The following is a 21,513-nucleotide window of genomic DNA, read 5'->3' on the forward strand; positions in this document are numbered from 1 at the left end:
GCCCGCCGCCCCGCGACCGGCCGGCCGGTGAGACGGCGGCCGGGAGTGTCCGTGGGTCCGGCTAGCCTCTTCACGTGTCCGCGCGTCCGTCCGTCCTCACCGGCCCCGAGCAGCTCAAGGAGCTCCTCGGCATCCCCTTCACGCCCGAACAGCTGGCCTGCATCACCGCCCCGGCCGCCCCGCAGGTCATCGTTGCCGGCGCCGGCTCCGGCAAGACCACGGTCATGGCCGCCCGGGTGGTCTGGCTGGTCGGCACCGGAGCGGTCGCGCCCGAGCAGGTCCTCGGCCTGACCTTCACCAACAAGGCCGCCGGCGAGCTCGCCGAGCGCGTACGCAAGGCTCTCGCGCGGGCCGGCATCAGCGACCCGGACCCTTCTCCGGCCGACGCCGACGCCGACGCGGCCGGCGGCGAGCCGCGCATCTCCACGTACCACGCCTTCGCCGGCCAGCTCCTGAAGGACCACGGCCTGCGCATCGGCCTGGAGCCCAGCGCCCGGCTGCTCGCCGACGCCACCCGCTTCCAGCTCGCCGCGCGTGTGCTGCGCGAGGCGCCCGGCCCGTACCCGGCGCTCACCAAATCCGTCCCCGACCTGGTCAGCGACCTGCTCGCGCTCGACGGGGAGCTCTCCGAGCACCTGGTCACCCCGGCCGAGCTGCGCGCGTACGACACCGAACTCCTCGACACCCTCGCCACCACCAGGCTCACCAACGACGACCTGCGCAAGGTCCCCGAGGCCGTGCGCGGCCGGCTCGAGCTGCTGGAGCTGACCGAGCGCTACCGCGCCGCCAAACGCTCCCGGGACCTGCTCGACTTCAGCGACCAGATAGCCCTCTCCGCGCAGCTGGCCACCACCCGGCCCGAGGTCGGGGCGCTGCTGCGCGAGGAGTTCCGGGTGGTCCTGCTCGACGAGTACCAGGACACCTCCGTGGCCCAGCGGCTCCTGCTGTCCGGCCTGTTCGGCGGCGGCAGCGGGCACGCCGTGACCGCCGTCGGCGACCCCTGCCAGGCGATCTACGGCTGGCGCGGTGCGTCCGTGGCCAACCTGGACGACTTCCCCGAGCACTTCCCGCACGCCGACGGCAGCCCCGCCACCCGGTTCTCGCTGAGCGAGAACCGGCGCAGCGGCGGCCGCCTCCTCGACCTGGCCAACGGGCTGGCCGCCCCGCTGCGGTCCATGCACGAGGGCGTCGAAGCGCTGCGCGCGGCGCCGGGGGAGGAACAGGCCGGCACCGTCCGCTGCGCCCTGCTGAACACGCACGCCGAGGAGCTGGAGTGGCTCGGGGACTCGGTCGCGCACCTGGTCCGTACGGGGACGGAGCCGCGCGAGATCGCGGTGCTGTGCCGGTCCGCGCGGGACTTCGCCCAGATCCAGGCCGTACTGGTGGCCCGGGACGTGCCGGTGGAGGTCGTCGGGCTCTCGGGACTGCTGCACCTCCCGGAGGTCGCCGACCTGGTCGCGGTCTGCGAGGTGCTGCAGGACCCGGGCGCCAACGCCTCCCTGGTCCGGCTCCTCATCGGCCCGCGCTGGCGGATCGGCGCCCGTGACCTGGCGCTGCTGGGCCGCCGGGCGCGGCAGCTGATCGGCCGCGGGCCGGGTGAGGTGGACCCGGACGAGCGCCTCGCGGCGGCCGTGGAGGGCGTGGACCCGGCGGAGATCGTCTCGCTGGCGGACGCGCTGGAGACGTTCCTGGACGGTTCCGCGTCCGCGGCGGACGACCTGCCGTTCTCTCCCGCAGCCAGGGTCCGTTTCGCGCACCTGGCCCAGGAACTGCGCGACCTGCGGCGTTCGCTCGCCGACCCGCTGATGGACGTACTGCACCGGGTGCTGGCCGCGACCGGCCTGGACGTGGAGCTGTCGGCGTCGCCGCACGCGCTGGCGGCCCGGCGCCGCGAGTCGCTGTCCGGCTTCCTGGACGTCGCGGCGGGCTTCGCATCGCTGGACGGCGAGGCGTCCCTGCTGGCCTTCCTCGGCTTCCTCCGCACGGCGGTCCAGTACGAGAAGGGCCTGGACCACGCGCTCCCCGGCGGGGAGAACACGGTGAAGGTGCTCACCGCCCACAAGTCCAAGGGGCTGGAGTGGGACGTGGTGGTCGTTCCGGACCTGTGCGCGGGCTCGTTCCCGAAGGAGAAGGCCCCGGAGCCGTGGACCTCGTACGCCAAGGTCCTGCCGTACGGTCTGCGCGGCGACGCGGCCACCCTCCCGGCTGATCCGGCGTGGACCTCGGCAGGCCTGAAGTCCTTCAAGTCCTCCTTGAAGGAGCACAAGGCGGTGGAGGAACTCCGCCTGGGCTACGTGACGTTCACCCGCCCCCGCTCGCTCCTCCTGGCCTCGGCACACTGGTGGGGCCCGACGCAGAAGAAGCGCCGCGGCCCGTCGCCCTTCCTGTCCTCGCTCCACGACCACTGCGTGGCGGGCCACGGCGAGATCGAAGCCTGGGCGGAGGAACCCGACCCGGACGCGGAGAACCCGTCGCTCGCCACCGAGTCCACCCCGGACCGGTCCTGGCCCCTGCCCCTGGACCCGGACTCCCTGGCCCTGCGCCGCGCCGCGGCAGCCCTGGTCGAGTCCCACCTGGCCACCCCGGACCCGGAGCCCGCCCCGGAGCTGGACCAGGACCCCTACCTGTGGCCCCCGGACTGCGAGGACCCGTCGTACGCGGAGGAGCCCGCCGCCGGCGCGCCGGACGGCTATGACCTGTGGGCCCCGGACGAGGCCACCGGTTCCCCGCAGGGCGCCACCGCGGCCATCCCGCACGCGCGTGCCGAGCCCGGTTCCGGCGCGCCGGGCGGCGAGGACCTCCGGGCCGCAGGACCGACGCACGGGGTCCGGGGCGGAGCCCCGGTTTCGGGAAGGGGCGGGGCGGGGGAGGACTCCGCACCCCACGACGACCCCTGGCCGGACGACACCCTCTGGCCGGACGACGAGCCCTGGGCCGCCGAGCCCTGGGCCGCCGAGCCCTGGGCCGCCGAGCCCACGCGCACGCCCGTGCCACGCCCCACTCCACCGCCCGCGGTCACCGGCCCGTACGGCGACGACCGGGGTCCCGCCCGTGGCGGACGGCGGACCGCGGGAGGGGCCGGCCTCACGTCCGAGGAGGCTCGGGCCGTCGCTTCCTGGGACCGGGATCTCGACGCCCTCGAGGGCGAGCTCCGGCGTGCGCGCGCCGCCGTGCGCGACGTCGAGCTCCCGGCCGCGCTCTCCGCCAGCCAGCTCCTCCGCCTCGCCGCGGACGAGCAGGGCTTCGCCCGCGACCTCGCCCGCCCCATGCCCAAGCCCCCGCAGCCCGCGGCACGCCAGGGCACGCGCTTCCACGCCTGGGTCGAGTCCCGGTTCGACGAACTCCCCCTACCGCTCCTCGACGTCCTCGACCCCGCCACCGAGCTGCCCGGCTCCGACCAGGAGATCGCCGACGAGGCCGACCTCGACTCCCTCAAGGCCGCCTTCGAGCGGAGCGAGTACGCCGAGCGCACCCCCCACCGCATGGAGGTCCCGGTCCAGCTCACCCTCGCCGGCCGCGTCATCCGCGGCCGGATCGACGCCGTGTACCGCAACCACGACGACTCGTACGAGATCGTCGACTGGAAGACCGGCCGCACCACCGAGGCCGACCCCCTCCAGCTCGCCGTCTACCGCCTGGCCTGGGCGGAAGCCACCGGAACCCCCCTCGACCGGGTCTCCGCCGTCTTCCTCCACGTCCGCAGCGGCCGCGTGATCCGGCCCCGCAACCTCCCCGACCGGGCCCGTCTTGAGCGGATCCTCCAAGGCAAACCGGACACGGACAGTGACCGGCAACCCGACAGATAGGCTCATAGGCATGAGCGAAACCCCGGCGGACAGCGTCGTCCGCACGTACATCGAGACCCACCGCGCCGCCTTCCTCGACGATCTCGCCGAGTGGCTGCGCATTCCCTCCGTCTCGGCCCAGCCCGAGCACGCGGACGACGTACGTCGCAGCGCCGAATGGCTCGCCGCCAAGCTCAAGGAGACCGGTTTCCCGGTCACGGAGATCTGGCAGACCCCCGGCGCGCCCGCCGTCTTCGCCGAGTGGCCGAGCGCGGACCCGGACGCCCCGACCGTCCTCGTCTACGGGCACCACGACGTGCAGCCCGCCGCCGTCGCCGACGGCTGGCACACCGACCCGTTCGAGCCGGTGATCCGCGACGGCCGGATGTACGCGCGCGGCGCCGCCGACGACAAGGGCCAGGTCTTCTTCCACACCCTCGGCGTACGGGCCCACCTGGCCGCGACCGGCGCCGAGGCCCCGGCCGTGCACCTCAAGCTGCTCATCGAGGGCGAGGAGGAGTCGGGCTCCCCGAACTTCCGTGCCCTGGTCGAGCGCGAGGCGGAGCGCCTCGCCGCCGACGTCGTGATCGTCTCCGACACCGGCATGTGGTCCGAGACCACCCCCACCGTCTGCACCGGCATGCGCGGCGTCGCCGACTGCGAGATCGACCTCCACGGGCCCGACCAGGACATCCACTCCGGCGCCTTCGGCGGGGCCGTGCCCAACCCGGCCACCGTCGCCGCCCGCCTGGTCGCGGCGCTGCACGACGCCGACGAGCGGGTCACGATCCCCGGGTTCTACGACAACATCGCCGAGCTCACGGACGAGGAGCGGGCGCTGATCGCCGAGCTGCCGTTCGACGAGTCCGAGTGGCTGCGTACGGCCAAGTCGCACGCGGCTGCGGGCGAGAAGGGCTACTCCACCCTGGAGCGGGTCTGGGCCCGCCCGACCGCCGAGGTCAACGGCATCGGCGGCGGCTACCAGGGCCCCGGCGGCAAGACCATCGTCCCCGCCTCCGCCCACCTGAAGCTGTCGTTCCGCCTGGTGTCCGGACAGGACCCTTACGAGGTCGAGGCGGCCGTCCGGGACTGGGTCGCGGCGCGCATCCCGGACGGGATCCGCCACTCCATCGTCTTCGGCGCCCCCACCCGGCCGTGCCTGACGCCGCTGGACCACCCGGCGCTGCAGTCCGTCGTACGGGCCATGGGCCGTGCCTTCGGCGAGAAGGTCCGCTTCACCCGCGAGGGCGGCTCCGGACCCGCGGCGGACCTCCAGGACGTACTGGACGCGCCCGTCCTGTTCCTCGGCATCTCCGTGCCGTCCGACGGCTGGCACTCGCCGAACGAGAAGGTCGAGCTGGACCTGCTCCTCAAGGGCGTCGAGACGGCCGCCCACCTGTGGGGCGACCTGGCCGCCAACCACGGGAAGCCCGCCTGACACCGGCCCGCACCACCGCACCGCACGCACCGCACGCACCGAGTCACGAGTCACTGAGCCTGCCTGTCCCACCACCGGGGGAGTTGGAAGTACCTGTGAGCACCCATACCGAGCAGCCGATCTCGCTCACCGCGCCCAGCGGAATCGACCGCGCCGCGCACCACCGCCTCGACGAGGCCTGGCTCGCCGCCGCCTGGAGCCACCCGACGACGCGCGTGTTCGTCGTCTCCGGCGGTCAGGTCCTGATCGACGACACCCCCGACGGAGAGACCGGGATCGTGATGACCCCGGCCTTCGAGGCCCCGGTCACCGAGACGCACCGCTACTTCCTCGGCACCGACGAGGACGGCGTGCGGTACTTCGCGCTCCAGAAGGACTCGCTGCCGGGCCGGATGGACCAGTCGGCCCGCGCGGCCGGCCTGCGCGAGGCGGGACTGCTGCTGTCCCCGCGCGACGCCGGGCTGATGGTGCACGCGGTGGCCCTGGAGAACTGGCAGCGGATGCACCGGTTCTGCTCCCGCTGCGGCGAGCGCACGGTGGTCGCGGCCGCCGGGCACATCCGCCGCTGCCCGGGCTGCGGCGCCGAGCACTACCCGCGCACCGACCCGGCGGTGATCATGCTCGTCACCGACGAGCAGGACCGCGCGCTGCTGGGCCGCCAGGTGCACTGGCCGGAGGGGCGTTTCTCGACGCTCGCCGGGTTCGTGGAGCCGGGCGAGTCGATCGAGCAGTCGGTCGTGCGCGAGGTGTGGGAGGAGGCGGGCGTCAGGATCGGCGAGGTCGAGTACGTCGCCAGCCAGCCCTGGCCGTTCCCGTACAGCCTGATGCTGGGCTTCACGGCGCGCGCCACCACCACGGAGATCACGGTCGACGGCGAGGAGATCCAGGAGGCCCGCTGGTTCTCCCGCGAGGAGCTGCGCGCGGCGTTCGAGTCCGGCGCGATGGTGCCCCCGTCGGGGATCTCCATCGCGGCCCGCCTGGTCGAGCGCTGGTACGGAGAGCCGCTGCCGCGGCCGCTCGTATAAGGCACGGGACGGACGGCGCAACGCTTCCGGACGGTCCGGACGGTCCGGACGGTCCGGACGGTCCGGACGACGTAAGGCTTCTCACACAGCAGAAGGCCCCCGCCGCGGCGGGGGCCTTTCTGTTCACGCAGCTCTGTTCACGCGGCGCACCGACGGGCCGGGCCCGTCGGTCAGACGGCGAGGGCCTGCTTGACCTGGGCCAGGCTCGGGTTCGTCATGACGGCCTCGGTGCCGGCCGGAGACACCACGAGGACGGTCGGAACCGTCTGGTTGCCGCCGTTCGCCTTCTCGACGAACGCCGCGGACTCGGGGTCCAGCTCGATGTTGATCTCGTTGTACGCGATGCCTTCCCGGTCCAGCTGGGTCTTCAGCCGGCGGCAGTAGCCGCACCAGGTCGTGCTGTACATCGTGACGGAACCCGTGTCCTGCATGCTGCGCTCTCCTCTGTGGGGTCTGGGTGGTCCGAGTACTCGAACGTACGGGACCGCGGGGCCATTCCCGCACCCGCGGTACGGCCGGTACGTCAAGTACGTCACGTGCGTCAAGGACGCCGGTACGACGAATGCCCGCACCCTGTGGACAGGTTTCCCGTGCGTCCCTGGAGACCTGGCAGCATGGCGGGGTGACATCAGCAACGCACCTCTCATCCTTCCCTGCCGGAGCCGACTCGGCCGACGCGGTGCTCCTGGGCCTGGACCCGGAGCAGCGCGAGGTCGCGACGACCCTGCGCGGGCCGGTGTGCGTGCTGGCGGGCGCGGGTACGGGCAAGACCCGGGCGATCACCCACCGCATCGCCTACGGGGTCCGCTCCGGCCAGCTGATGCCGGCGAGCGTGCTGGCCGTCACGTTCACCAACCGCGCCGCGGGCGAGATGCGCGGCCGCCTGCGCTCCCTCGGCGCGGGCGGGGTGCAGGCGCGGACGTTCCACTCCGCAGCCCTGCGCCAGCTCCACTACTTCTGGCCCAAGGCGATCGGCGGCGAGATGCCCCGGCTCGTCGAGCGCAAGGTCCAGCTGGTCGCCGAGGCGGGCGCGCGCTGCCGTATCCGGCTCGACCGGGGCGAGCTGCGCGACGTCACCGGCGAGATCGAGTGGGCGAAGGTCACCCAGACCGTGCCCTCCGACTATCCGGCGGCCGCCCTCAAGGCGGGCCGCGAAGCCCCCCGGGACATGGCGGAGACCGCGCAGATCTACGGGACGTACGAGCAGCTCAAGCGCGACCGCGGCATGATCGACTTCGAGGACGTGCTGCTGCTCACGGTCGGCATCCTGCAGGACCGGCACGACATCGCGGAGCAGATCCGCACGCAGTACCAGCACTTCGTGGTGGACGAGTACCAGGACGTCAGCCCGCTCCAGCAGCGGCTGCTGGACCTGTGGCTCGGCGAGCGCGACAGCCTCTGCGTCGTCGGCGACGCCAGCCAGACGATCTACTCCTTCACCGGGGCCACCCCGGACCACCTGCTGAACTTCCGCACCCGCTACCCGCAGGCCACCCTGGTCAAGCTGGTCCGGGACTACCGCTCCACCCCCCAGGTGGTGCACCTCGCCAACGGGCTCCTCGCCCAGGCCAGGGGCCGCGCCGCCGAACACCGCCTCGAGCTGGTCTCCCAGCGCGAGCCCGGTCCCGACCCGGTCTACGCCGAGTACCCCGACGAGCCCGCCGAGGCCGAGGGCGTCGCGATCCGGATCCGGGACCTGATCGCGGCCGGCGTCCCGGCCGGCGAGATCGCCGTGCTCTACCGCATCAACGCCCAGTCCGAGGTCTACGAGCAGGCCCTCGCCGACGCCGGGGTCCCGTACCAGCTGCGCGGCGCCGAGCGCTTCTTCGAGCGGGGCGAGGTGCAGAAGGCGATCCTCGCCCTGCGCGGCGCCGCCCGCTCCGGCGGCAACGACCCGCTGCTCGACGACGTCGTCGAACTCGGCTCCCAGGTCCGGGCCGTGCTCAGCTCCACCGGCTGGACCAGCGAGCCGCCCGCCGGCTCCGGCGCGGTTCGCGACCAGTGGGAGTCCGTGGCCGCCCTGGTCCGGCTCGCCGAGGACTTCGCCCGGAGCCGGCCCGGGGCCACCCTGGCGGACCTGACGGTCGAGCTGGACGAGCGCCGGGCCGCCCAGCACGCCCCGACCGTCCAGGGCGTCACCCTCGCCTCGCTGCATGCGGCGAAGGGCCTGGAGTGGGACGCCGTGTTCCTCGTGGGCCTGACCGACGGCATGGTGCCGATCACGTACGCCAAGACCGACGAGCAGGTGGAGGAGGAGCGCCGGCTGCTCTACGTCGGGGTCACGCGGGCGCGGCTGCACCTGACGCTGTCCTGGGCTCTCTCCCGGGCTCCGGGCGGCCGGGCCTCCCGACGCCCCAGCCGCTTCCTGAACGGGCTCCGGCCGGGCTCTGCGGCCCCGGGCGGCAGAGCGGGCGCCGCGGGCGCCCCGGCCGAGCGGGGGGTCCGCAAGCGGGGCCGCCGCGGCCCGGCGCTGTGCCGGGTGTGCGGCAAGACGCTGATCGAGGCCGGCGAGCTGAAACTGATGCGCTGCGACGACTGCCCGTCCGACATGGACGAAGGCCTCTACGAGCGGCTGCGGGAGTGGCGCGCGGGCCAGGCGAAGGAGCAGGGGCTGCCCGCGTACTGCGTGTTCACGGACCGGACGCTCGTCGCGATCGCCGAGGCCGCACCGTCCGAGGAGGGCGAGCTCTCGATGATCTCTGGAGTCGGCGGCCGCAAGCTCGACCGGTACGGAGCCGACGTCCTGGCCATCTGCGCAGGTCAGGAGCCTGGGAGCGCAGATTCTGACGACGCGTAGAAACTCGTCGGAAAAATAGTTTGCACATGCCCAGCGAATCCCCATAGGTTCTTAGCAACGGAAACGGTGGCTTCTCCGAAGCTCCGGATCCGTGCTGTACTTATCCGAATACGTATGGGACAGGCCCCCGGGCCCCGTCCCCGAGACGCCGAGAGGAGGCGAGACCAGTGACCAGCTTCATCACCAGCACCAAAATGACCGATCGCTCGGTCGCCGCCTCCTCCATGCTCGGCTCTTCCTCGCTCCTCCCGCTCCTGGGTACCGGTCTGTCTGCGATTTGCGCTGACAGCCGCGCCCTGCTGGCCGCGCCCGCCGCGCGCCTTGTGAGCGAGCGGAATGAGCGACCGACCCAGGCACCGGTGGCAGTACTGGCAGCAGAAGCTCAGGCGCATGGCGCCTATGGCTTCGCGGCCGCAGCCGGTGCCGGAGCCAAGACGAAGCAGACGACGAAGCAGCAGCACCACCTGATGTGGGCCTTCCGTGGGCTCGAACCCTGGAGTGATCCAGTCTGATCGCATGATCAGGCCGGCGCCTTCAGGGCCGCGGAACCCCACCCGGGATCCGCGGCCCTTCTGTTTGTCCCCGAACGGGGACGACGGCACGAAGGAGCCTCGGGACTGGCAAGACCAGGTACCAGCCGCCCCCGGCCGAACCCGGCCGGAACGACTAGCCAACCAAGACGAGGAAGAAAACACCGTGCAACTCGAAGCGCACGCCCCGTCCGTACCGCAGACCCAGACGATCTCCCCGCCCGCAGTCCCGGAGGACTCCGCCTTGACTCCCCTCACCGCGCTGACCGCGCTCGACGACGCCATCGAGAACCTCGGCGTACCCGTCGCCTGCCGTACCTACGACCCCGAGGTCTTCTTCGCCGAGTCCCCGGCGGACGTCGAGTACGCCAAGTCCCTGTGCGCCACCTGCCCGCTGGTCGAGGCCTGCCTCGCCGGTGCGCTCGAGCGCCGCGAGCCCTGGGGTGTCTGGGGTGGCGAGCTGTTCGTCCAGGGCGTCGTCGTAGCCCGGAAGCGCCCCCGTGGCCGTCCGCGCAAGAACCCGGTTGTTGCGGCATGACCGCCATCGGAACCATCGACCGCCCCCTGACGCACGACCCCTTGAAGCAGGCCTCCATGACCGCCCACACGACGAGCGAGCAGCCGTACGGCTCCGCCACCGCAGACTTCATCACCGCCGGCGCGATCACCTCGCGTCAGAACAGGACCCGTGAAATGCAACTCATCCCAGAAGCCCTGGCTCGTGCCCATATGGACGACCGCATGCGTGAGGTCGACGCCGAGCGTCAGGCCCTCCGCCTGGTCGCCGCCCGCCGCATGCAGCGGCGAGCCGAGCGCGTCTCGCTGCGCGCCCGGCGCGCACTGGCCATGGCCGTCATGCACTGATCAGCCGCTGAACTGCCGCTGACCAGCGGCGCAGCAGCGTACGGGGGACCGGTCCGAACGGACCGGTCCCCCCGGTGCGTTGCGGACGGTTCTCCACCCCTTGCGGAGGTATCGTCTGGAGGTGGACCAGCCGAATCCCCACCCCGCCCCGTCGGGACCCGAGGCCCAGCCCGTCGTCTGTGCGCGCTGCGGCAAGAAAGCCCCTGACGGCGCCCCGCCCACCTGGACCTGCTCGGTGGAGAACGGGACCAGACAGTACTTCTGCGTCGACTGCGCGCGGGCCAACCTCAGGGCGATCGAGGGCCGCCTCGATTCGTCCTGGTGGTGACCTCAGGCGCTTAGGCCCTCAGCCCTCAGGCCCTCAGCCCTCAGGCCCGCTGGGTCCGTGCGCTCACTCCTCGGGCAGGAACCCCGGGAGCCAGGACTCCAGTTCACTCCGCAGCCGTACCGTCGCGCCCAGCTGGCAGAGCACCCCGATGGTGCTCAGCGTCACCCGGTGGATCAGCAGGTACGAGGGAGGCAGGTTGATCTGCCGGCCCAACTGGTGTGCGGGGGACCGGGGATCGGCGATCCGGGCCGCCTGACCGCGCAGCCACGGCCGGGTGAAGGTGAACTCCTCGGCCTGGGCGGGCTCGATGATGGGCAGCAGGTAGTCCAGCACCGCCTCCGGGTCCAGTTCTATGGACTCCTTGACGAACCCCTCGGCGCACAGGTGCCCGTAGATCCCCTCGGCATCGCCCTCGAGCGTCATCCGCAGCGAGGTGCCGATGGGCTTGGGCCAGCCGCCGGGCAGCCGGTCGACGGTGCCGAAGTCCAGCACGCCGAGCCGCATCCGGCCGTCCGCCCCCGTCAGCAGGCGGAAGTTGCCCGGGTGAGGATCGGCGTGCAGCAGCCCGGTGCGCGCCGGCCCCGAGAAGAGGAACCGGGCCAGTAGCTGACCGGCGCCGTCGCGCTCCTCCTCGGTGCCGTCCGCTATCACCTCCGACAGCGGGGTCCCCTCCATCCATTCGGTCACCAGCACCTGGTCGCCCTGGTGCACGACGTCCGGTACGACCACGTCCTCGTCGCCCTCGAACGCGTCCGCGTGGATCCGCTGGGCCTCGGCCTCGAGCTCGTAGTCCAGCTCCTCCGCGACCCGGTCCCGCAACTCCTTGATCAGCGGCTTGACGTCCATGCCGGGAATCAGCGGCCCCAGCAGCCCCGCGAACCGGCCCAGTTGCCTGAGGTCCGACAGCAGCGCCTCACCGGCCCCCGGGTACTGGACCTTCACGGCGACCTGCCGGCCGTCGTGCCACACCGCCCGGTGCACCTGTCCGATCGAGGCGGCCGCGGCCGGCTTGTCCTCGAACTCCTCGAACAGGTCCCGCCAGTCGGCGCCCAGCCGGTCCGCCAGCACCTGGTGCACGGTCTCGGCCGGCAGCGGCGGGGCCGCCTCCTGAAGCTTGGTCAGCGCCGCCCGGTACGGCCCGGCGACCTCTTCGGGCAGGGCCGACTCGAAGACCGAGAGCGCCTGCCCGAACTTCATGGCGCCGCCCTTCAACTCCCCGAGCGTGCGGAACAGCTGCTCGGCGGTCCGCTGCTGGAGCTCGCGCGCCACGATCTCCGCAGACTTGCCCCCGATCCGCTTCCCCAGCCCCCAGGTGACCCGGCCCGCGAAGCCGAGCGGCAGCGCGGCCAGCTTGACGGTACGGGTGACCGCCTTCCGGGGAAGATCAGACATATGCCCCTCCAGTTCCCAGACTGCTGTGCCGCAAGCGGCGGTTCAGGATGACCCCTCGGCCAACCGCATCCTGTCATGGCGCCTCCGCCCCGCCCCGCCCGAGGCGCCCGCCCCGAACCCGGGGGCCTTTGCCGGCCGGGGTGACGCCTACGTGCAACTGGGCCGGTACGAGGAGGCGCTCGCCGACCTCGGCCGCGCGGCCGGACTCGCGCCAGGCAACGCCTGGGTGCACTACGAGACGCCCGTCGTCCTGCACGTGCTCCGCCGCCCGAGCGGGAGGCGCACCTGCTCCGTGTGGCCGAGCTCGTCATCTCCGACGCTGCCGGAGACCGGGATTCCTCGGACGTGGGAAACCTTCTCCTCTCCCACTGCCTTGCGGCCCGCTGGGAGCCGGCCGAGCAGAACCTGGCGGAATTCCTGGGCTGTAATCCACCCCTTGGGCAGCTGCGCGAGCTGGTCGTGGCCCTGCGCAGCCTCGTCCCGGTGATTCCGGCGGCCGGGCCCCGGATCGAGGGGCCATGCCGCGCTGTGGAGGAGCGGCTTGACGTGCCTTCGTAAGAGCTTCATGTCGCCGCCGCCTGTTCGGCCGGGATGCGGGCTGCCGCGCAGGGGCAGTCGGGGTGGGGGCGTAACGGGGTCTGCTCCCAGTGGAGGGCCGGGAGGGCGGCCTCCCAGCGGGAGGCAGTGGAGGCGGGGAGTGCGCCGTCGAGGAAGGACAGGGCGTGGGCCGCGGCGAGGCCGGCCACCGCCGTGGCCAGGCCCAGGTCGCAGGCCGCGGTGGCTCGGCGGCGGTGCGCCGAGCGCCACTGGACCAGCATCCGGGGCCAGGCCGGATCCGCCTCGACCCGGTCGCGTTCCATGCAGCCCGCGCACGCCGTCGCACCCGGCAGCACCAGCGGCCCCACCAGCCCGGTGCCCTCCAGCACCCCGGCATACAGATGCGGGGTGCCGGTGGCGATCCAGTCGGCCGCGAGGCCCGGGTCAGGAGCCCATGCCTGCAGGCCGTCCCGGGGTGCGACCACCACCAAGGACACCCCCGGCTCGGGCCCCTCGTGCTCCGCGGTCCGCGGCGCGCGCCCCGGGGCCGATGTGCGCACCAGCCCGGTCGCGGCCTCGGCCCGCAGCCGGCCGATGCTGCCGGGCCCCAGCCCGCCCGGAGCCACATCCGCCGCCTCCACCCGGCCGCCGTCGAGGACCTCGACCCGGCCCACGCCGGCTCCCGCCAGGACCCCGGCGATCACCCCGCCCACCCGGCCGCTCCCGCGCACCTGGACCCGTATGGCCCGGCGGGCCGCGACACCCCGCAAGTCGCCTCCCGGGTCGCGGTGGACCAGCGAGAGCGACCCCAGATCGGGGCCGAGCCGCTCCAGGGTCTCCGGCCGCTTGCGCACCGCCTGGGCCCGCGGCCCGCCGGCGGTGGCATCGTCCAGCAGCCCGGCCGCCGCCAGCCTCCGCACCAGCGCGTCCACCTGCCCCTCCGGCAGCCCCACGGCCGCCGCCTCCGCGCGCAGCAGCTCCATGCCCCGCGTCCCGTCGATCCGGTCGAGGAGCGATCCCGTCGCCGTGTCCACCGGGCCGAGCACCACCGCATGCGCGGGCGTCACCCCGAACTGCACCGTCTGCAGATCCCGCCACGCCCTCGCCAGCGCCGGCTTCACCTTCGGATACATGGCTTTCCCCCCGTCGTACGAACTCCGCCCCATCGCCTTCCCGAGCAGAGTGCCCGCCCGCCGCATTCCGTGCGCGCATTTGTCCACAGGCAAGGGCTATTAGGCATATGAGATGGAGAAAAAGGGTGTTTCCTGTACCGGCTCCGAATCGATCATGTTCGAACCGTGGAGCAGGGCGACTTCCGCGACGGCGAGCGGGTACGGTCTTGGGCGTGTCCGCCGACCCACAGCAGCGCGCCGTCGAAGTCCGCCGGAGCGCGCGCCGCCGCAGGACCGTATCCGCCTATCGCGAGGGTGACCGTACGGTCGTCCTCATCCCTGCCCGGATGTCCGAGGCCGAGGAGCAGCGGTGGGTGGGGGTCATGCTCGACAAGCTGGCCGCGCAGGAGAGCAAGCGCACCCTCGGGGACGCGGAACTCACCGAGCGCGCCGAGCGTTTGTCCGAGCAGTACTTCGGCGCCCGTGCCCGCCCCCGCTCGGTGCGCTGGGTCACCAACCAGAACACCCGCTGGGGTTCCTGCACCCCGGCCGAAGGCAGCATCCGGCTCTCGCACCGCCTCCAGGGGATGCCGGAGTACGTCGTCGACTACGTGCTGCTCCACGAACTCGCCCACCTGCTCGTGCCCGGCCACGGCCCCCGCTTCTGGGAACTGCTCGAGGCCTACCCGCGCACCGAGCGGGCCCGCGGCTACCTCGAGGGAGTGGTCGCCGCCGAGCGCCTTCCCAAGGTCCCGGCGGCCCGCGAGGAATGACCCCGCCCGCCCACCGTCGGGCGCGGACGTATCGATATGTACCGGGTCGGTACCGGCTTGGCCGGATGTCGGCAGATGCGGCTAGCCTGAGCGGCACGCATTTCACTGTCGGGATGGGGGACGGTCGTTACGTATGGCCAGGGAATTCCAACGCGGTCACAAGGCCAAGATCAGCGATCTCACGGCAGGCACCGATCTGTACGTGGGTGTCCAGATCGCCGGCCCCGGACTCGCCTTCGACATCAGCTGCTTCGGTCTCGACGTCAATGAGCAGCTGTCGGACGACCGTTACTTCGTCTTCTACAACCAGCCGAAGTCGCCTGAGGAGTCCATTCAGCAGCTCGGCACGCAGGCCGGCGACACCGAGTCCTTCCGGGTGACGCTGGACCGCGTTCCGGCGAGCATCCACAAGCTGTCCTTCACCGCCACGATCGACGGGGCCGGGCAGATGTCGCAGATCGGCCCGGGTTACATCCGGATCGTGGCCGGCGGCGAGGAAGTCGTCCGGTACTCCTTCACGGGCGCGGAGTTCAGCACCGAGCGCGCGGTGATGCTCGGCGACTTCTACCTCAAGGACGTGTGGCGTTTCGCCGCCGTCGGCCAGGGCTTCGACGGCGGACTCGCCGCACTGCTGAAGAACTTCGGCGGCGAGGTCGCCGAGGAGGACGAGGCGCAGGCCCCGCAGCAGCCGCAGCCGCAGGCGCCCGCCCAGGCCCAGGCCGGCGCCGCGCCGGGCTTCGCCCCGCCGCCGCAGGCCACCGCCCCGGCGCCGTCCTTCGGCGCTCCGGTCCAGGCCCCGCAGGCACCCCAGGCCCCGCAGCCCCCGCACGTCCCGCAGCCGGCCCCGGCGCCCGCGCCCGCCCCGCAGTACCAGCAGCCCGCCGCGCCGGCCCCGGTGCACTCGGCCCCGACCATGGTCGGCCCGCTGACCACTCCGCAGGCCCCCGCGCCGTACGGCCAGCCGCCCCACGCCCCGCAGCCGCCCGGCCCGCCGTCGTACGGCCAGCAGCCGCAGCCCTCGTACGGCCAGATGCCCGGCCACGGCCAGGTCCCGCCGCCGGCCCCGGCCCCCGCGCCGTACGGCCAGCAGCCCCCCGGCTACGGCCAGGTCCCCGGCCAGCAGCCGCCCCCGTACGGCCAGGCGCCCGGGCAGATGCCCGGCCAGCAGCCCGGCTACGGCCAGGGCGCCCCGCAGGCCGCCGGCGCCGGCCTCGCCGCCGCCCTCCAGCCGTACAAGGAAGTCCCCACCGGCACCCGCTGGACCGCGCAGAACCAGCAGCTCATGCGGGTCGACCTGGCGATGGGCGGCCAGCCCGTCCTCGCCCGCCAGGGCAGCATGGTCCTCTACCAGGGCAAGGTCGACTTCAGCTACAAGGGCGCGGGCTTCGCCGGCCGCATCGTCGGCAACGCCACCGGCCAGGAGATGCAGCTGATGCGCTGCAGCGGCCGCGGCCAGGTCTTCCTCGCCGAGAACGGCGCGCACCTGCACGCCATCGAGCTCCAGGGCGACGGAATCTGCGTCTCCGCCGAGAGCGTCCTCGCCTTCGACGAGAGCCTCCAGCACGAGGTCCGCCGCATCGAGGGCCACGGCATCCCCGGCGGCGCCCTGTTCACCATGCTGTTCCAGGGCTCCGGCACGGTGATCGTCAAGACGCACGGCACGCCGGTCGTGCTGCCCGTCACCCCGACCACCTTCGCCGACAGCAACGCCATCGTCGCGTGGTCCGCGGCCTCCCAGGTGATCGTCTCCAGCCAGGTCCGGCTGCGGCGCAACGCCTACCCCGGCCACAGCGGGGAGACCGTGAACCTCCAGTTCCGCGGCGCTCCCGGCAACTTCATCGTCGTCCAGCCGTACGAGGTCTGAGGGAGCCCGTCATGAACGCAATGAACCAGCAGCTCGCGGGCTACGCCCCCACCCCCGTCACGGCCCGCATGGAGAACCACGGCCGGGCCATGCTCAAAGTCGCCATGCAGAGCGGCCAGGACCTCTTCGCGCGCACCGGATCGATGGTCGCGTACGAGGGCTTCGTCCAGTACGAGCCCAACCCGCCGGCCCTGCGCCAGATGGCCTCCCAGTGGCTCACCGGCGAGGGCGCCCCGCTGATGAAGTGCACCGGCGACGGCCTGCTCTACCTCGCGGACTACGGCGCCGACGTCGTCGTGATCAACCTCAACAACGACGCGCTGTCGGTCAACGGCACCAACCTGCTCGCCTTCGACGCCCACCTCCAGTGGGGCGTCGAACGGGTCAAGGGCATGGCCAAGTTCGCCGGCCAGGGCCTGTTCAACGTACAGGTCGCCGGCACCGGGTGGGTCGCCATCACCTCCCGCGGCACCCCGATCGTGGTCGACTGCGGCCGCGGCGAGGACGAGACGTACGTCGACCCCGACGCGCTCGTCGCCTGGTCCCCGAACCTCAAGGTGAAGGGCAAGCGCAGCTTCAAGGCCTCGTCGATGATCGGCCGGGGCAGCGGGGAGGCCTACCAGATGGCCTTCTCCGGCCAGGGCATCGTCGTCGTACAGCCCAGCGAGGACAGCACCGACCGGCTCCGGACCCGGGGCTGAGGGGGAGCGGACACATCATGCAGAGCGCACTTTTCGCCCACGCCGAGGCCCAGTCCCAGGAGCGGTACGCCGTCCAGAACCCGCAGCTGCTGCGGGTCACCCTGAGCGGCTCCGACGACGTACTCGCCCGCAAGGGCGCGATGGTCGCCTACCAGGGGATCATCGACTTCGACGGCGAGTACCAGAGCACCACCCAGCGCACCGCCCGCGCCCGCACCGGCGAGGGCCTCGACCTGATGCGCTGCTCCGGGCAGGGCACGGTCTACCTGGCCAACCTCGCCCAGTACGTGCACGTCGTGGACGTGGACCAGGACGGCCTCACCGTCGACAGCAGCTACGTGCTGGCCCTGGACTCCACCCTGCACACCGAGGCCATCGCGGTGGACAGCCAGTACGGGATCTCCGGCTCCGGCAAGTACCAGCTCAACATCTCCGGCCGCGGCAAGGTCGCGCTGATGACCTCCGGGCAGCCGCTGATGATGCAGGTCACGCCCGACAAGTACGTCAACGCCGACGCGGACGCCATCGTCGCCTGGTCCACCTCGCTGCGCGTGCAGATGCAGGCCCAGACGCACTCCACCGGCGTCTGGCGGCGGCGCGGCAACACCGGCGAGGGCTGGGAGCTCAGCTTCCTCGGCACCGGCTTCGCGCTGGTGCAGCCCAGCGAGGTGCTGCCGCCGCAGAACGCCCAGCTCGGGCAGGGCCTCGCCGCGCAGTACGGCATGGGCCAGCACGGCGCCCACGCCCAGAACCAGAACAACGCCTGGAACTGAGCGGCCGAACACGCAAGGGGCGGCTCCCGCGGGTGCGGGGCCGCCCCTTCCGTCGTTCCAGGGGGTCGTTCCGGGGCGTCAGAGCCGCGCCCGGGTCGCCTCCATCAGCCGGACGACCGAGGTGTCGGCCACCGCCGCCACCTCCTCGTACGGGAACCAGCGCAGGTCCAGCGACTCCTCGCTGATCTCCGCCACCGCGTCGGCCGGCGCCAGCGCCGCGTACTGCACGTCCAGATGCCAGTTGCACGGCGCCGGGATCGGGTGCCGGTCCAGCCGTACGGGGCCGCCCGGCAGCAGGGTCAGCCCGGACGCGATGCCCGACTCCTCGACGGCCTCGCGCAGCGCGGCCCCGGCGAGGGTGGCGTCCTCGGGCTCGCAGTGCCCGCCCATCTGGAGCCAGATGCCGAGCTTCTTGTGCAGCGTCAGCAGGACCCGCCCGCCCGCCGGGTCGACGACCAGCGCGCTGCCGGTGATGTGCCCGGCCTGGCAGGGCTTGTAGACCCCGTCGGGGTGCGCGGCCAGGTGCTCCAGATAGAGGTCTCGCAGCTCGGGCTGGCCCTCGTACTCCTTGAGGACCACCACCGCGTCGTCGTACAGGCTCACTTCTTCTCTTCACCCTCGCCGTCGGAGTCGCCGTCGTCCTGCTTGCCCTGCTCGCCCTGGTCGCGCTTCTGCGCCGCCTCGCCGAGCATCTTGTCGATCTCGGAGAAGTCCAGCTGCTCGCGGTGCACGAACCCGTCCGGGTCGTCGAGGTCGGAAGCCGTCGGCAGCATGTCCGGGTGCTCCCACAGCCCGTCGCGGCCGTCCACGCCGCGCGCGTCGGTCAGCGAGGCCCACAGCCGCGAGGCGTCCCGCAGCCGGCGCGGGCGCAGCTCCAGCCCGATCAGCGTCGCGAAGGTCTGCTCCGCCGGACCGCCCGAGGCGCGCCGCCGGCGCATGGTCTCGCGCATGGCGTCCGCCGAGGTCAGCCGGGGCTTGGCCGCCTCGTGCACGACCGCGTCCACCCAGCCCTCGACCAGCGCGAGCGCCGTCTCCAGGCGGGCCAGCGCGGCCTTCTGCTCGGGGGTGTCCTGCGGCTGGAACATGCCGCCCTGCAGGGCTTCCTGCAGCTGCTCCGGGTTCGACGGGTCGAGCTGGCCGACCACGTCCTCCAGCTTCGAGGTGTCGACCTTGATGCCCCGCGCGTACCCCTCGACCGCGCCGAACAGGTGCGAGCGCAGCCACGGCACGTGCGCGAAGAGCCGGGCGTGGGCCGCCTCACGCAGGGCCAGGTACAGCCGCACCTCCTCGGCGGGGACGCCCAGGTCCTTGCCGAAGCCCTCGATGTTCAGCGGGAGCAGGGCGGCCTTGCCGGCCGGGCCCAGCGGCAGGCCGATGTCGGTCGAGCCGACGACCTCGCCCGCGAGCACGCCCACGGCCTGGCCGATCTGCTGGCCGAACATGGCCCCGCCCATCGAGCGCATCATGCCGAGCAGCGGGCCCGCCATGGCCTGCATCTCCTCGGGCAGCACGCTGCCCATGGCCGCGCCGACGCGCTCGGCGACCGGGTCCACGAGCTCCTTCCACACCGGGAGGGTCGCCTCGACCCACTCGGCGCGGCTCCACGCGACGGCCGTGGTGGCGCCCGAGGGCAGCGAGGTCACCCCGTCCAGCCAGTGGTCGGCGAGGCGCACGGCCTCCTCGACGGCGGACTTCTCGGCGACGCCGACGCTCGTGTCCTTCACCCCGTCCGCCGTGCCCTGGGCGACGGTCTGGCGGGCGATGTCCTTGGCCATGTCCCAGTTCACGGGACCGCCCTCGTAGCTGAGCATCTGGCCGAGCTGCTGGAAGGCCGCGCCCAGGTCGTTCGGGTTCATCGAGCCGAACATCGCCGCGAACGGATTGTCCGCGCCGCCGGGGCCTCCGGCGCCGCCCGGCAGGCCCATGCCCGGGAACCCGAACGGATTCGGGCCGCCCTGACCGCCCTGATTGCCCTTCTTCTTGCCCTCGTCGCCGTTCTCCGGCTCCTCCGGCGGAAGGCCGAATCCGAATGGGGTGTCGCTCACGGGTTTCCTCGGCTCGTAGGGCCGCCGGCAAGGCCGGCGGGAAATGGTCCGACAACACCACCCAGCGTAGACACCACACCCGCTTCCGGGCTCGGTGCTCCGCCGACTCCTGGGCTGCGGCAGGATGGACATCACCTGGTAGGTACGCGTCACGGCGCGTCCCTACTGAAGACAACCGCTGGAGACGCCTGGTGAGTTCCCCAGATCCGCAGGTTCGCGCGCCGCACGACGCCGAAAACCGCCCTGAGCACGGTGAGAGCGCCCACGGCGTTCGCCAGCCGCGAAACCAGGCAGCACGAGGCCCAGTGATCGCCGTGACCGGCGCCGCCTCGGGGGTCGGGGCGGCCCTGGTGGCCCGCCTGGCCGCCTCCGACGAGGTCAAGCAGGTCGTGGCGATCGACGAGCGGCGCGGTGACTGCGCCGCCGCGCAGTGGCACGTCCTGGACGTACGGGACCCCGCGATCGCCGAGAAGCTGCGCGGCGCCGACGTGGTCGTGCACCTGGCGCTGGACCTCGACCTCGAGACGGACCCGGCGGCCCGTACGGCGTACAACGTGCGCGGGACCCAGACCGTCCTGACGGCCGCCGCGGCGGCGGGGGTGCACCGGGTCGTGCTGTGCACCTCCGCGATGGTCTACGGGGCCCTGCCGGACAACGACATCCCGCTGTCGGAGGACTCCGAGCTGCGGGCCACGGCCGAGGCGACCGGCGTCGGCGACCTGCTGGAGATCGAGCGGCTGGGCCGCCGGGCACCCCGGGCGCACCCCGGCCTGAACGTCACGGTGGTCCGCCCGGCGGTCCTGGTCGGCGGCACGGACACCGCCCTGACCCGCTATTTCGAGTCCCCGCGCCTGCTGGTGGTGGCCGGATCCCGGCCGACCTGGCAGTTCTGCCACGTGGAGGACCTGGTCAGCGCTTTGGAGTACGCCGCCCTGGAGAAGGTCGAGGGCGAGCTCGCGGTGGGGTGCGAGGGCTGGCTGGAGCAGGAGGAGGTCGAGGAGCTGAGCGGCATCCGCCGCATGGAGCTCCCGTCGGCGGTCGCGCTGGGCGCGGCCGCCCGGCTGCACCGGATCGGCCTGACGCCGTCCCCGGCCGGCGACCTCGCGTACACGATGCACCCGTGGGTGGTCAGCGTCAGCGGGCTGCACGCGGCGGGCTGGCGGCCGCGCTGGACCAACGAGGAGGTGCTGGCCGAGCTCCTCCAGGAGGTCGCGGGCCGGCACACGGTCGCGGGCCGCCGCCTGGGCCGCAAGGACGCCACCGCCGCGGGTGCCGCGGGCGCGACGGTCGCCCTGCTCGGCGCCGCTGCAGTGGTCCGCGCAGCCCGCCGCCGCCGAGGCCTCTGACCCCGGGCCCGCCCGGTCCGGGGCCGGCCCCGGACCAGGCCCCGTCCCGGCCTCCGGCCTCGGGATGGGCCCGTAGCCCCCGGCCCCGACCGGCCCCGGGCTGTGCTCCGGCCCCGGGCTGTGCTCCGGCCCCGGGCTGTGCTCCGGCCCCGGGCTGTGCTCCGGCCCCGGGCTGTGCTCCGGCCCCGGGCTGTGCTCCGGCC

The 21,513-nt window shown here is 73.0% G+C and carries 19 protein-coding genes and 1 pseudogene; 15 read left to right on the forward strand and 5 right to left on the reverse strand.

All coding sequences use genetic code 11. From position 1 onward, the window contains the following. Positions 1-74 precede the first annotated feature (74 nt). From ACZ5WG_RS01840 to nudC, 3 genes are all read left to right on the forward strand, one after another. On the forward strand, positions 75-3,806 hold the full coding sequence (locus tag ACZ5WG_RS01840; protein WP_468719904.1) for a UvrD-helicase domain-containing protein: 3,732 nt from the start codon (positions 75-77) through the stop codon (positions 3,804-3,806). Between the two features lie 10 nt (positions 3,807-3,816). After that, entirely contained in the window at positions 3,817-5,223 is a 1,407-nt protein-coding gene (locus ACZ5WG_RS01845; RefSeq protein WP_468719906.1) for a dipeptidase, read from the forward strand. An 83-nt stretch (positions 5,224-5,306) separates the two neighbouring features. Further along, a complete protein-coding gene (gene nudC / locus ACZ5WG_RS01850; protein ID WP_468719907.1) occupies positions 5,307-6,248 on the forward strand; it encodes an NAD(+) diphosphatase in 942 nt (313 codons plus the stop codon). Positions 6,249-6,418: 170 nt separating this feature from the next. On the opposite strand, the gene ACZ5WG_RS01855 is transcribed toward nudC, so the two are convergent. Further along, positions 6,419-6,679, reverse strand: a complete 261-nt coding sequence (locus ACZ5WG_RS01855; protein ID WP_030291216.1) for a mycoredoxin — start codon at positions 6,677-6,679, stop codon at positions 6,419-6,421. 131 nt (positions 6,680-6,810) lie between these two features. On the opposite strand from ACZ5WG_RS01855, the gene ACZ5WG_RS01860 reads away from it, so the two are divergent. The 5 genes from ACZ5WG_RS01860 (at position 6,811) to ACZ5WG_RS01880 (ending at position 10,767) form a co-directional block, all read left to right on the forward strand. After that, positions 6,811-9,045 carry an ATP-dependent DNA helicase UvrD2 gene (locus ACZ5WG_RS01860; RefSeq protein ID WP_468719909.1) on the forward strand — a complete coding sequence of 745 codons (2,235 nt, stop codon included), beginning with the start codon at positions 6,811-6,813 and terminating at the stop codon, positions 9,043-9,045. A gap of 167 nt (positions 9,046-9,212) precedes the next feature. Further along, positions 9,213-9,557, forward strand: coding sequence for a hypothetical protein (locus ACZ5WG_RS01865; RefSeq protein ID WP_468719910.1), 345 nt, complete (start codon positions 9,213-9,215; stop codon positions 9,555-9,557). Between the two features lie 184 nt (positions 9,558-9,741). Then, positions 9,742-10,113: a WhiB family transcriptional regulator gene (locus ACZ5WG_RS01870; protein WP_366099924.1), complete on the forward strand. Its 372-nt coding sequence runs from the start codon at positions 9,742-9,744 to the stop codon at positions 10,111-10,113. Next, positions 10,110-10,439, forward strand: coding sequence for a hypothetical protein (locus ACZ5WG_RS01875; protein WP_468299037.1), 330 nt, complete (start codon positions 10,110-10,112; stop codon positions 10,437-10,439). The genes ACZ5WG_RS01870 and ACZ5WG_RS01875 overlap by 4 nt, the downstream gene beginning before the upstream one ends. Positions 10,440-10,560: 121 nt before the next feature. After that, a complete protein-coding gene (locus tag ACZ5WG_RS01880; RefSeq protein ID WP_099889587.1) occupies positions 10,561-10,767 on the forward strand; it encodes a hypothetical protein in 207 nt (68 codons plus the stop codon). A gap of 63 nt (positions 10,768-10,830) precedes the next feature. Here ACZ5WG_RS01880 and ACZ5WG_RS01885 read toward each other — a convergent pair whose 3' ends face one another. After that, complete coding sequence (locus ACZ5WG_RS01885; protein WP_406512678.1) at positions 10,831-12,159, reverse strand: ABC1 kinase family protein; 1,329 nt, start codon at positions 12,157-12,159, stop codon at positions 10,831-10,833. Between the two features lie 151 nt (positions 12,160-12,310). On the opposite strand from ACZ5WG_RS01885, the pseudogene ACZ5WG_RS01890 reads away from it, so the two are divergent. Both ACZ5WG_RS01890 and ACZ5WG_RS01895 read left to right on the forward strand, forming a co-directional pair. After that, positions 12,311-12,385 (forward strand): annotated as a pseudogene (locus ACZ5WG_RS01890) (hypothetical protein); the annotation flags it as partial. 68 nt (positions 12,386-12,453) lie between these two features. Continuing rightward, complete coding sequence (locus ACZ5WG_RS01895) at positions 12,454-12,717, forward strand: hypothetical protein (protein WP_468720539.1); 264 nt, start codon at positions 12,454-12,456, stop codon at positions 12,715-12,717. Between the two features lie 5 nt (positions 12,718-12,722). On the opposite strand, the gene ACZ5WG_RS01900 is transcribed toward ACZ5WG_RS01895, so the two are convergent. Beyond that, complete coding sequence (locus tag ACZ5WG_RS01900; protein WP_468719913.1) at positions 12,723-13,829, reverse strand: ThiF family adenylyltransferase; 1,107 nt, start codon at positions 13,827-13,829, stop codon at positions 12,723-12,725. Positions 13,830-13,936: 107 nt separating this feature from the next. On the opposite strand from ACZ5WG_RS01900, the gene ACZ5WG_RS01905 reads away from it, so the two are divergent. The 4 genes from ACZ5WG_RS01905 (at position 13,937) to ACZ5WG_RS01920 (ending at position 17,919) form a co-directional block, all read left to right on the forward strand. Beyond that, positions 13,937-14,581, forward strand: coding sequence for a M48 metallopeptidase family protein (locus tag ACZ5WG_RS01905; protein WP_468719914.1), 645 nt, complete (start codon positions 13,937-13,939; stop codon positions 14,579-14,581). Positions 14,582-14,714: 133 nt separating this feature from the next. Further along, positions 14,715-16,445 (forward strand): TerD family protein, encoded by a 1,731-nt coding sequence (locus ACZ5WG_RS01910; RefSeq protein WP_468719915.1) that lies wholly within the window; start codon positions 14,715-14,717, stop codon positions 16,443-16,445. Positions 16,446-16,465: 20 nt separating this feature from the next. Next, on the forward strand, positions 16,466-17,146 hold the full coding sequence (locus ACZ5WG_RS01915; RefSeq protein WP_030291234.1) for an AIM24 family protein: 681 nt from the start codon (positions 16,466-16,468) through the stop codon (positions 17,144-17,146). A gap of 17 nt (positions 17,147-17,163) precedes the next feature. Continuing rightward, positions 17,164-17,919, forward strand: a complete 756-nt coding sequence (locus tag ACZ5WG_RS01920) for an AIM24 family protein (RefSeq protein WP_266663983.1) — start codon at positions 17,164-17,166, stop codon at positions 17,917-17,919. 78 nt (positions 17,920-17,997) lie between these two features. Here the strand turns inward: ACZ5WG_RS01920 and ACZ5WG_RS01925 are convergent, their stop codons facing one another. Continuing rightward, a complete protein-coding gene (locus ACZ5WG_RS01925) occupies positions 17,998-18,522 on the reverse strand; it encodes an NUDIX hydrolase (protein WP_468719916.1) in 525 nt (174 codons plus the stop codon). Then, positions 18,519-19,964, reverse strand: coding sequence for a zinc-dependent metalloprotease (locus ACZ5WG_RS01930; protein WP_468719917.1), 1,446 nt, complete (start codon positions 19,962-19,964; stop codon positions 18,519-18,521). Before ACZ5WG_RS01930 ends, ACZ5WG_RS01925 begins: the two co-directional genes overlap by 4 nt. A gap of 191 nt (positions 19,965-20,155) precedes the next feature. Between ACZ5WG_RS01930 and ACZ5WG_RS01935 the strand changes: the two genes are divergently transcribed. After that, positions 20,156-21,310 (forward strand): SDR family oxidoreductase, encoded by a 1,155-nt coding sequence (locus ACZ5WG_RS01935; RefSeq protein ID WP_468719918.1) that lies wholly within the window; start codon positions 20,156-20,158, stop codon positions 21,308-21,310. Positions 21,311-21,513 lie beyond the last annotated feature (203 nt).

The organism is Streptomyces sp. NPDC032745 (assembly GCF_055579465.1).